Source organism: Bradyrhizobium sp. CB2312 (assembly GCF_029714425.1).
GTDB lineage: Bacteria > Pseudomonadota > Alphaproteobacteria > Rhizobiales > Xanthobacteraceae > Bradyrhizobium.
Genome location: NZ_CP121668.1, coordinates 8,401,145 through 8,413,274, shown reverse-complemented (window position 1 = coordinate 8,413,274; position 12,130 = coordinate 8,401,145). Strand labels below are relative to the sequence as shown.

The 12,130-nt window shown below is 57.7% G+C and carries 8 protein-coding genes; 4 read left to right on the top strand and 4 right to left on the bottom strand.

Going from position 1 to position 12,130, the window contains the following annotated elements; translation table 11 throughout:
- Positions 1 to 220 precede the first annotated feature (220 nt).
- The 4 genes from QA642_RS40390 (at position 221) to QA642_RS40375 (ending at position 5,183) form a co-directional block, all read left to right on the top strand.
- Entirely contained in the window at positions 221 to 745 is a 525-nt protein-coding gene (locus tag QA642_RS40390) for a flavin reductase family protein (protein WP_271608539.1), read from the top strand.
- Between the two features lie 425 nt (positions 746 to 1,170).
- Complete coding sequence (locus QA642_RS40385) at positions 1,171 to 2,328, top strand: M20 family metallopeptidase (RefSeq protein WP_283081820.1); 1,158 nt, start codon at positions 1,171 to 1,173, stop codon at positions 2,326 to 2,328.
- Between the two features lie 876 nt (positions 2,329 to 3,204).
- The gene (locus QA642_RS40380) at positions 3,205 to 3,468 is read left to right on the top strand and encodes a hypothetical protein (RefSeq protein WP_271608542.1); all 264 of its coding nucleotides are present in this window, start codon (positions 3,205 to 3,207) and stop codon (positions 3,466 to 3,468) included.
- A 398-nt stretch (positions 3,469 to 3,866) separates the two neighbouring features.
- Positions 3,867 to 5,183 (top strand): peptide ligase PGM1-related protein, encoded by a 1,317-nt coding sequence (locus tag QA642_RS40375; RefSeq protein ID WP_283081819.1) that lies wholly within the window; start codon positions 3,867 to 3,869, stop codon positions 5,181 to 5,183.
- Positions 5,184 to 5,942: 759 nt separating this feature from the next.
- Here the strand turns inward: QA642_RS40375 and QA642_RS40370 are convergent.
- From QA642_RS40370 to nifA, 4 genes are all read right to left on the bottom strand, one after another.
- Positions 5,943 to 6,620, bottom strand: a complete 678-nt coding sequence (locus QA642_RS40370) for a 2OG-Fe(II) oxygenase (protein ID WP_283081818.1) — start codon at positions 6,618 to 6,620, stop codon at positions 5,943 to 5,945.
- A gap of 6 nt (positions 6,621 to 6,626) precedes the next feature.
- Positions 6,627 to 7,832, bottom strand: coding sequence for a GFA family protein (locus QA642_RS40365; protein WP_283081817.1), 1,206 nt, complete (start codon positions 7,830 to 7,832; stop codon positions 6,627 to 6,629).
- 1,070 nt (positions 7,833 to 8,902) lie between these two features.
- Positions 8,903 to 9,745 (bottom strand): electron transfer flavoprotein subunit beta/FixA family protein, encoded by an 843-nt coding sequence (locus QA642_RS40360; RefSeq protein ID WP_092217786.1) that lies wholly within the window; start codon positions 9,743 to 9,745, stop codon positions 8,903 to 8,905.
- Between the two features lie 550 nt (positions 9,746 to 10,295).
- Positions 10,296 to 12,050: a nif-specific transcriptional activator NifA gene (nifA, locus tag QA642_RS40355; protein WP_283081816.1), complete on the bottom strand. Its 1,755-nt coding sequence runs from the start codon at positions 12,048 to 12,050 to the stop codon at positions 10,296 to 10,298.
- Positions 12,051 to 12,130 lie beyond the last annotated feature (80 nt).

Sequence of the window (12,130 nt, the reverse complement as noted above, 5' to 3'; positions counted from 1 at the left end):
GCTGCGATCGCCATCCGGCGTAACCCGCCGAGATATTGCACGTCCGTCCGGCTGTGACTGTCAGCTAATCCAGAGGACATCGAAGTCATACCCGGTCTCAATCTGAGCCTACTCGTCACGCAATTTCGACACCGGCTCCCCCATTACAGGCCCCATGGGGATCAAAGTCGTCTCTGGGTGTGGAGACACTAGTAGTGGGGTTCAACTGCAGAGGCTAATCATGAGCCACCAGTTCCCTCCCGCGATCCGGGATATGCCATCTATCCAATTGGCAGAGTTCCGCCATGCTATGCAAAGCCTGGCGAGCGGTGTCGCCATCGTGACGACCGGGACGGCAGCCGGACGATGTGGACTGACGGTGAGCTCTGTGACGTCCATCTGCATGGAGCCGCCGTGCCTGGTCGTTGGCATCAATGCCCGCTCCGAGGCACATGATGAGATCCTTGCCAACGGCAGCTTTGGAGTCAGTGTTCTCCGCAGTGACCAGGAGGACCTTGCGCTGCGTTTTGGCGGTGGGGAGGGGGCGAAAGGCGTTCACCGCTTCGATACCGGGGCCTGGGATCAGGGCGCCCTCGATGTACCGCTATTGCCCAACGCATTTTGCGCGCTCGAATGCGTTTTGTATGACCACAAGTTGCTTGGCACACACACTGTCTTTATCGGACGAATTATCGCCACCCGACAAAGCGATGGAAATCCATTGATCAACTTCCGGGGCGCACTTCGTACTTTACTGCTAGACTGAGTGCGGTTTTTGCGCAGACCCCGTCGGGACAGCAGGATGGTCGACGGCCTCACTCCCTAGTCGCTTTCCACGACAGCGATCGAACAATTGCCTGGGCTGCGACTGGTTCCACAGATTAGGCTCGTATTGAAAGGTCTCATCAGCTCCGGCGATTTCGGGCGCTTCGCCTGTCGAGCTATGCTTGTGCCGGTCTGCGACCTCCCGCGCCACGACGCGTGCGGGTACCTGGTCAGGACAACTGCATAATCCTCTCGAAAACTACCAGCTTTGGTAGATCAGTTGTGAGCGACAGGCGAGTAAGCATCGTTGCCGCAGCAGGATCGGGTTCATAGGCACGCCCCGGGTCACAATGGTTGGCGCTTCTCTAGATCTTTCAGCTCGATTCGGACGTGAGGACATAGGGATATTATGATCTTGCAGATGCGATGACAAATCGAATTCAAAGGCGTCAGACAACTCTGTCCAGCAACGGGTTCGAAATCGCCCAGATTCTCGAGGGCATTCGCCGCTGGGTCCTGATCGAATCTCCGACGGAGCGGCCGGATCAGATCAACAAACTCGCTGATGTCGTCGCAGCAGGTTATCGCGACCTGCCGGCCAGTGTCGAGCGCGTTGCGGGGCGTGACGGCTGCGGCGATCATTTGGTCAGCCGCTCTTCTTGGGGGCAGGGCGCACCGGGCGTTCTGGTGTTAAGCCATCTCGACACAGTTCATCCGATGGGGTCCATCGAACGGCTACCATTCAAGATCGAGGGCGATCGTGCGTTCGGCCCTGGCATCTACGACATGAAAGGCGGTGCCTACCTCGCCTATCACGCCTTCCGGCAAATCTGCGCCGATGATGCACGCCCGCCGCTCGGCATCACGCACCTCTACGTTTCGGACGAAGAGATCGGCAGCCCAACCTCGCGCGCGCTGATCGAGGCCGAGGGCCGCAAGGCCAAATACGTACTGGTGACCGAGCCCGCTCGCGACGGGGGCAAGGTCATCACGGGACGCAAGGGCGTTGCGCGCTTTGACGTATTCATCAAGGGCGCTCCGGCGCATGCAGGTACGCGGCCCGAGGACGGCCGCAGCGCGATCCGGGAACTCGCCCATGTGATCCAGACGCTGGAGGCGATGAACGATCTCACGCGCGGTATCACCGTCAATGTAGGCGTCGTCCGCGGCGGCACCAGGCCCAACGTCGTCGCGGAACTGGCCTATGCGCAAGTCGACGTGCGCGTCCCCACCATGGAACATGCCGACGAGCTGGTGCCTAAGATTCTCGGCATCACCTCGCGCTCCGACGGCGTCAGCGTGAAGGTATCAGGCGAATTGAACCGTCCGCCATATGGGAAGACCAGCGCCGGCGCCGCACTTTACGCACACGCCAAAACGCTTGCCGCCGAACTTGGCTTCGAGCTGCTCGACGCGTTCAGCGGCGGCGGCTCCGACAGCAATTTCACCGCGCCGCATACCGCGACCCTTGATGGCCTTGGCGTTGACGGCACGGGCGCGCATACGCATCATGAGCGACTCTACATCTCGTCGATTGAGCCTCGCGCGCGTTTGCTGTACCGCCTGTATCAGACGCTGCGATAATCCTGACGCCAAGCGAAGTCAGTGACCGCGACGTGCGTTTGATGACGGCCGTCGGCACATTCGCAGGACCGTTCCTCGCCCACCCCCACGGCCTACAGCCCCCTCTCGCCGACTCATCGAAAACTATCGGTCGGATGCCGGATTTGGCATTGCAAAATCATAGAAGTGACTGAGCTATCCAATGACGGCAGCGGAGGTCAGGCGGGCAATCGGCTGCAAAGGGCGCGAGCCCCTGGTCGCGAAAGGGCGAACGTTTCGAGAATGGGCTTATCGGCAGCGGCCCTGAGCTCAAAGGCAGACGAACTTTCTCGACGCAAAACGCAGCGCTGAATACGTGCGACACCGGACCGGCCAGCGAGCCGATTTAAGAGCTTGGCCACGTTCACACAGTGCATAAAAGGGCTTGAATCGGACGTAACGTTAAGTCGTACGGTATTGAGATGGGCACCTGTCTCGGTCTGTTGCCGAAATCGTGAAGGATTGCGAATGTCTCAGCTGGTCAGATCCTCGTCCCCATGGTCAATCATGATCCTCATCCCGGTGGCGGGGGCAGTCGGAAGGATTCTGCAGCCAGTCCTATTTGCGGCGCTATGGCTCGAGCGTAGCTTTGAAAGGCTCGCCATTCCGAAAGCGAGACCACGTGGCTGTTCTGGCCCGGGGCGCCAGAGAGCCGACGAGATCAGAGTTGAGCGACGTAGACCTCCATCCGCCCCCCTAAGAGTCACTGCTTTCTCGTGGTGGCAAGGCATGGCGATCGCGCAAAGGTGCGACAGATGGCTGGCCTGCGCAGGTTTTCAAGGAGCCTGAGCTGCAATTGTCGCTCTGCTTGGCCCGCGCGGCATCGCAAAATATTGCTTGGCATTATGGAGCAGCAAGTTGAAAGAGCCCGACGGCCTCAAGAAGGTCCTGTTGATCGACCATATTGAAGGCCAATGCCGCTGCATCATGGGCTTCAAAGATGGAGATGCCAGAGAGGCCTATATGTGCGGCGAGCCTGTATATCAAAGACGCGGCAAGAAACTGTCTTCGTGGTGTTTTTATCACTACGGACAGATGCACACGACCGTCGCCCAGCAGAACAGAGAGAGTGATCAATCGGCCGAGATCCCTCAAGCAATATCCATTGTTCGCAACCCATGAGAACCATCATCCCTCCAAGGCCGTCTGATCATAGCCTGTATAAAGGCCAACCGAATCATGTCATCGGAGACTCGCCAAGCAATTCCGGGTTGCGGCGGAAGCCACTCGCTGCAAGCGTACTATGCGGGCGTGAGGCGCTTGAATATCGAGTTGAATCTCCGCAGCCTGACCGACCAAAAAGCTGGCGAAACTGCGATCCATTTCGAAGGGCAGCCTCTCAGCTACGTCGGCCTCGGCCGACAGACTGACCATATCGCTCGCGCTCACCGACCTAGCCTCTCTCGGAGCAGGACGGCGCCAAATGAAGCTTCGCTCAGGGCTCAACACGGCGCAGCAGGTTCACCATTGTTGGCATCACGATTCCTGTCTGATCGCGCCCAAATGCCCGGAGGTCGCGGATGCCGAGGATCCTGATCATGAATGCCGGTACGGCCCAAATGTCGGGCTCCGATCTGACACGAGCTCAACTTTCGCTGGCCGCCAATTCGGCATACCGTTCAGCGTGGTTTGCTCATGAGGGTGACCTGATAGTCTCCCCGGTAGTCATCCCCGCAGATCTGCTATCCTTCATTGGCGCGACGCTTAATTTCGACGCATCGAGTCTCTGTCTGCTTGTACCTCAAGGCGGCAACCAATCGCCGGTGCTTGATGATTGCACACTCCTGTCCAAGACTGTTGTTGAGCGAATCAACAGACATATTCGTCAGAAATCAACCTGGCGATTGTATCCCTGCTACTCTACTGAAGGCGTCGCACGCCTGGCGGCCATGCTGGGCATACCGCAGACAGGCGACGACTTCGCTCTGCAGCGGGGGCCTGATCTGTTGAACCGCAAGAGCCACTTCCGTCAATTGGCGACAAGCGTCGCACTTCCACTGCCGAATGGATCTGTCACGACAGACTCAAACGAGCTATTCAGAGCGGTCACTTCACTTAGAACCGAGACCGGCAGCGTCATTGTAAAGCTGGACAATGGAGCCGGCGGAGTCGGAAATGTCATCCTGACCGGCAATGAAAGCGATCCACTACCTGGGGCAAGAGATACCCGGCGAATTCCATGGCCCTCGTTTGATCCTGACGCGCTTTGGTCCGAGATGACAACGGCATCATGTAAGACGCTGGTCGTGGAGTCGTACCACCTGGCTGCGTCTTTGTTCTATCTCGAGTATGAAATCGAGCATGATGGTTCAATCGTTTTCATGAGCAGTGGAAACATACGTCTGCGTAAAAGCGCCGACCGATCCGATAGAGCTCTGATCTGGACAGGACTTGAGCTTCCAAGCGACCTGAGGAACGAGCAATGGTTGACTGCCCAGGCGCATGCCTACCGATTTGTGGCGCTTGCGCGAAACCTGGGATATCGCGGAATGATCAACATTGACGCCATTTTCGCGGATGACGGACGGCTGCTGTTTAACGAAGCGAACGGCCGTTGGGGTGGCGGCTCGGTGTTACACACCATTGCCGTCCGGCTGCTGGGCTTCGACTATTCCGGTTGCAACGTTCTTTTATCCGTAAGGGATGTTCGATCAGGATCCCTACAAATAGCGCATGATCGTTTGGTCAAGGAAGGCTTTCTGTTCGACCGCACACGCAAGGAGGGCGTGATCCCGCTTGCTGCCGACCCAGAGGCTGGCACCGTGGAGTGCCTTGTGATTGCGCGCGATAGGGCAGCGGCCCGCGATCTGCAGTACCACCTACTGCGAATGGTTTGATTGAGATCCCAGCGACCATATCTTCAACCGCTCATCATCTGCACTTGTCCCTGCTTTCGATCGCGCGAGATACCTGACGATGGGACGTGAATGTTTGCCTCGTCTAACTCGAGCTCTGTCAACCCTAATCGGGATCACCCTTAAGTCGCTACTGAAGTGCCGATCGGTGATGAGGTCCTCGAGGTGCAGCGGCTCATGGACTGGCCTCTCGCCCTGCGCCAATCGTCCAATCAGCGCTGGCGTCGCGTCTACCACCTGGGTACCCTATCCAGGCCGTTCTGCTGCCGGGCCAGCGGGCCGGTTGCAGGCGGAAGCCGAGACGTGCTGCGAGCTGTTCTGCAAACGGTACTGTTGGCAGACTGGGCGGAGTCATAGTGATAGGCAACCGGGGCGGTAGGCACGCGCCTCAACCAACAGAAGCGACCAGTGGGCGCCGGCACCAGTAACGCCCGCATCGTTCACAGGCACGAACAGGAAATCGGCGGTATCGTTACCATCCTGATCATTGACGATCTGCTGGAGGCTTGTACGCGGTCGTGGTGGCTCGGGATCAAGCGCAGCAGCTGGGCTTGCGCAGGTTGAACGAATCGGGTCCGGGCGGCGAGATCCGGTTCATTTCGAAGCAACTCTTCTTCCACATGCTCATCGCCCCGGCAGCTTTTGACAGAGCCAGTCTGAGCACAAGATGCCAAGCTACTACCCTCTCCTGAGAGCTCACGCTTACCAAATTCATTCGAAAGCGATCTCAGCCACCCCACCTCATGTGCCAGCGGTAGAACTTTCGACGATCCGGCGGTTCGCGCCGCTGCGTTTTGAACAGAAGTAGACGAGCGATCGGCGCTCGCCGGACAGCACAGGCTTCACCTCGTGCCGGAGCTTACATGTGGTGACAAGCACAGCGCCAAATGGCGGTCGGAATACCTGGTGTTCGTACCCGCTTGGATATACCACGAACTCCCCGCCCTCGAAGTCCCTCGCCAGCTGCACGATGACCGCGTACTCGAAATCCGGATCGCTCGCAGAATCCAGATGAATGCCAACAAACGAACCAGGAGGCATCCGATGCATTTGGCATCTGCGAATCACGTGATCCGACGTGGCCCCCAAGATCTTTCTTACCGCGAAGCTGCGGTCTTTCCTTTCAAGTAGTTCCATGATCTGCCGTGGAGCTTCACCGCTCACGTCGCTAGGAGCGCGGCCGGGCGGGTCTACCCTCACGCGTTTGACGAAAACATTGTGCGAGTCGCCGGCATCTCCCTGCCTCACTTCTTCTTCGGAAATCTCAGCCTGCAGCTGATCGATTTTGGACAAGTCATCTTCGGTGAACAATATCTGGGGGCCGATCACGACCGTCCCCTTTACCAGCAGTTCTATGCGGTATTTTGTCAAAGCTTCTTCTGAAAGAAGACGAGATTTATGATTCATTGCGCGCGCCATTCGAGTTCACTCCAGGGTTTTATCTTCGACGCAGGACTGAAGGTCCTGGTGCATCGAGCGGAAGGCTTGGTCCCAATGCTCGCCATCGAACTCGCTTACTGTTATGCGTTCGATCGTCCCTTTATCGAGGCATCGAATATTTACGCTGAACCCGGCGGGGTTCGAGCGCGGCCTATAGAATGGCTTTACGCCACAAACCCGGCAAAACGTGTGCCGAGCGATGTTCTTATTGAACTGATACGTCGTGAGGAATTCTTCGCCGCACTCAATGCGAAGCTTATTGCCGGGTACGAGCAAGTGCATAAATCCAGACATTTCGCAGATTGAACAGTTGCATCGAACTGCAGAGAGCTCTCGCGGTGCTTTGACGTAGAACTTGACAGAACCACAATGACAACGGCCATGATGCTCGACCTCCGAGTGATCATCTCCCTTCAGTGAGGCAATTCGGCGCAGATCGCGGCACCACTGTAGGCTGAGCCGATAGGCTCGATCGAATTCATCCAAAAAGTGGTTATTCCTATCAGCCGGGATAAGTTCGCCGATCAGCCGGCCTGTCATTTCTCCGTGGTACTTCTCCGCAGGATCTTCTCCGCCGACGTGGCTACGGAAGTACTCAAGATCGTCAGGCCGCGCCTTAAAGGTTTTGACCAGAGTGGTCCATAGCGACTCGATCATGTCCGCAGCATGTAGCTCAAAAGCGACCATGTAGGCGCAACGCACTAAGGGATCGTTCGATGACAATCCGGCATAGAGAGAATGCAGGTACCGCTTGGTCGTGGCGCTGTAGTTGGGCCGTATTGCTCTGCCGAGTAGTTGCGACGCATCCCTTCTAAGCAGGTTGGAGTGGAAGTTCTCAGTCACCAGAATGTCGGGTAGCGCCGCCTTGCCTCCCTGGAGAATTTGGCCATAACCGCCCGTCTCATCCCAACAGATGAAATTTCCAACCACGCTGGTCAGTTCAATGTCCCTCGCAATATCTCGATTGTGATTCATTGCATCGAAAATGAGTTCCCGTTGCGACCCCGCCTGCAGGTGCGGGAACGCCTGTGACATCGCCAGATAGTCAGGCAGCAGGCGAGCGACCTGGTCCTTGGACATCTCCGCAGCGAACGGGTGCGGGCCGAACAGGGCTCGTGCTTGCTCAGTCAAATACTTGCAGCATATCTGCGGAGACTGATCGGGTGTCAATCGAGACGCTTGAGATGTCATGTGACTCCTGGTGATGAGGAGAGAACGGTCTTTGACGGAGCACCGCGCCAGCTATGGGCCACCGCGAGTTCGTTGGTTTCGATGGGCTTGTCTCGCGTTCACCATCTAGGCAACATTTTTGGTTGCGCCTTCGCGGTAGCAGACAGCGGCATTCAGTGCTGCTAACCCGCATCGAACGGAGCACGTAGATCAACTGAGCGGCGGCGATCAAGACGGATTCCGGTCCACGAAACGTTCGATGCCGCGAATTTCCGGGCCGGCCATCATACGCTTTCAGCGTCATGGTGAGATATTACGCCGCGCGGGCCCTCGCTGTTGCTGCTCCTGCCAGTCGATCGAACCGCTGTGAGCTTCGTACAGCTTTGCAAGGATTATCCGCATCTACCTGGCTCGCTGCTGGCTGCCACGAGATTCTCAAAGAGACCGACGCTATGTTTCACGTTAGCGAGTGCCACCACGATGTCTTCTTGCACGCTTACAGCAATCACCGTGCCAAATCGTGCACTCGCTCCAAAGATTTTGAGTATATTGACAAAATCGCGGCCGACTCCTCGTCGCAAGTGTATTGAACCTGACAGCGCTTGCACCGCTGTCGGACACCAGACGGCGAAGAGCCACCCGCCACTCACAACGGGCCAATGAGTATAGGGATACTGAACCGCGGAGATTGGTTCAAAGTGCCACAAAAGTCGGCTTCGCGCCTTGAACAGCGCGACAAGCGCTTTGGGAAGCGGGCGCTGGCATGGTGATCCCGTTCGCTGACGTAATCCATCTTCGCTCGCGACAACTACGCGCTAAGCAGTTGCCTCAACGCCATCGAACACGACCATATAGTGGGATCTGGACGCATTCGCAGCCCTTTGTCGATGCACCTGACAATCGCGGCCAACTCCGGGCATTGATCGAGGCCATAACGCGGTCTAGGGAACACGCGGTCCCCGATGCCCTTGGAAATCGAGGAACGCCATGGACCATAACGCGCAGGTCGCGAGCTGAAATACCTAGCTAGATCTTGCGCGTCCACACGAGTGCCTCCGGTGTTGGTACATCTTTGACCGTTTCGCTCCAGATCAAGCGGCACGGGCAAGTGCAGCAAGATCGGCTTCGAGCTTCGGCTGACGCTTGAAAATCGCGTCTATCAACGCCTGCGCCGGTTGCTCGCCGGCCTCGACCAGCGCGGCCTTCTCAGCCCGCGCAGAGGGAGCGAACACTCGCTTGACGACAGTCGGCGATCCCTTGAGGCCGCATTTGGAGACGTCCTCGATACCCGCATCGTTTGCGCTCCATTTCACGATTTTGGCGCGCGCGGCGCGCAAGGCATCCGCCATCGCGCCTCGCCGAATCTGATTCGTTGCCTCCAGCATGGTGATGAGACAGGGCAGCCTCGTGTGCAGCACCTGGACACCACCTTCGGCGCGTCGTTCTGCTTCAATTGTATGGGCGGCGAGATCTAAGGATCTGACTTTCGCAACGTAGGTTAGCTGCAATACGCCCAGCCGCTTTGCGATGCCGGGCCCAACCTGCGCCGTATCGCCGTCGATGGTCTGCTTCCCCGTGAAGATGAGGTTTGTCGGGCCATATTCCTTACCAATTTTTCGGATGGCAGTTGCAAGTGCATACGTCGTGGCCAGGGTGTCGGAGCCCGCAAAGCAGCGATCGGTGAGCAGGACGGCGCGATCGGCGCCGTAAGTCAGCGCCTTTCGCAAAGAGTCTTCCGCCGATGGTGGTCCCATTGTAAGCACCGTAATTTCGCCGCCGAACCGATCGCGCAGCTCCAGCGCGGCCTCGAGGGCGAAGAGGTCATATGGGTTAATGATGGTCGGCACTCCCTGACGCATGATTGTATTGGTCACGGGGTGCACGCGGATCTGCGCCGAGTCCGGAACCTGTTTGATGCAGACGACGTTGTGCACGGTGTTGCTCCCAAAAGCTGCGACAGCTGCGGAGAGCACAGCAAGTGTCGTACCATCGCCCGCCCTTTGGGATCGGCTTGCCATCACAGAGGCTTAGTCCCGGTAATGCGCGCCTCTAGGCCGCTCCCCGACGAACGAATCCTAACACTGTCAGAACTGCGACAGCGCTTTTCAGCAGGCCGCGCCAGCTGAGTGATGCTAGGACGGCTTGCGACAGATTACCCAGCCAATCACCGGCGACCGGCTGACCGGGTGACGTTCAATGAGCATTGGGCGCTCACTAGTCCGGAGCTTGATCGACGGATAGGCATGACGCTCGTTACATGATCCGCAACCGACTGTTCGCGATTGCATGGCCCGTGAGCAAGTCCCTTTGTCATCGAACCAGGTGAACCCGCCCTTCGACAGCAGTCCCGCAAGCGCGCGGGATGCTCGGGGCCAAGTTGCCCCCGTGGGCAGACCCATTTCCTTCAGATTGTGATGAGAATGCCTATCGGAGATCGTTCTCGTGTAGCTATTTCGCAGTAGCAGTTCCGACCGATGTCGTCGTTCAGAACCGCTTTATCTCTATTCCATATTTCCTCAGCGCGTAGCCAATTTGACGCGGCGTTAGCCCGAGCAGGCGCGCTGCTTTTGCCTGCACCCATCCAGATCTTTCCATGGCCGCAATGACCCGTTCGCGATCGGCCATCTTGGCGCCACTAACGAGAACTGTGCCGGGAGGCCCCAGTGAGGCCAGTTCGCCGCCGACAGACTGGACCGGCTGGGTCGCTTCAGCTAGCGGAATGGTGGATCTTGCAGGCACCGACGGCGTGGGTGCGAGCTGGTCCAGTCTCTCGTCGGAGGTGCCTTTCCACAGCATCGCAGAAAGACACTGGCCGTGGCAGCATGCAAAGTCACTTCTCACAATCGATGATCCGGCGCACAGCGTCGCTGTCCGCTCGATGCAATTTTCGAGTTCGCGGACATTTCCCGGAAAGCCGCAGTTCATCAGTACATCGATCCCGCTCGCCTCCAAGGTCAGAGTACGACCGTTCTCGTTATTGAAATTTCTGAGGAACTCCCTGGCTAGAAGCGGAATATCACTGCGTCTTTCGCGCAAGGGCGGCAACAGCAAGGGCACTACACTTATGCGATAGTAAAGGTCCGCGCGGAACTCGCTCCTTGCGACAGCCTCTTCAAGGTTCTTGTTGGTCGCAGCTATCACTCGAACATCGACCTTAACAGTCTGGTTGCTGCCGACGCGCTCGAACTCCTGCTCTTGGAGAACGCGCAGCAACTTCGCCTGGAACGGAGCTGAGATCTCGCCAATCTCGTCAAGAAACAGCGTTCCTTTGTCAGCAAGTTCGAAGCGTCCCTTGCGCGAGCTGAACGCACCGGTAAACGCGCCTTTCTCATGTCCAAACAATTCTGATTCCAGGACGGTCTCAGGAAGTGCCGCGCAATTCAGCTTAACAAACGGGCGCCTGGCGCGGGACGATGATTCGTGAATGGCCTTGGCTACGAGTTCCTTTCCCGTACCGGATTCGCCACGCAGCAGAATCGTGCTATTAGATCTGGCTACAATAGCGATCTTCTCCAGCAGCCCGCGCAGGGCTGGACTATCGCCAATGATTCCATGGGCGTGTAGCTTCTTGCGCTCCCGAGGGGGTTGCCTGAGGTCGAGTACTTGCTTTTGTAGCCGGTCTTTCTCCGCCATCAATCGTTCGCGATCGCAGGCGAACAAGCGATGTAACTTCACTGTTTGTCCCACCAGGTTGGCGATCATGGCGAGCAGTCGCGCATCGTACTCGATCCCGAGACTCGACCTATCGTCCCGGATACGATCAACCGTCAGCGTACCCACGACCTTCGGCTCAATGCGAATCGGAACCCCGATGAACGAAACTGGCGTATCATCAGAGGCGCCGAGCACTTCCCGGTCGGCAGCGCTGAATACCGGCTCGGCGGCCGCGTTCTCGACGACAACAGGCCTGTCCGTCGCGATGATCTGGTCGATTACTTTCCGCGGCAGCCGCATCCGGTAACGTTCGTCGCTGCCTTCGCTCCAGCCCGCCCCCACTGTAATGTCCGGCATGCCGTCGTCATCGAACAGTGAAATGATGCCGTGGCGCATCTGCACAAACGACTGCAGAAGATCAAGAACGTTGGCTAACGTGACCTCGAGCCGACAAGGAGCGGTGAGTATTTTCGATATCTCGAAGATGCCGGTCAGCGCGCTCTCACGCAACGGCTCGCTCGAGAGCTTACGTTCCGGCTCCGGTTGCGGTGCGGGTCGTTCGCATGAGGAAGGTATATCCAGCATGAGGCGGTCTCCGTTCTCTCGATCATCCTCCCTGGTACTTTGTCCGGGTTGGCGAGCTTCGTTTTGCATGTCGCTCTCGA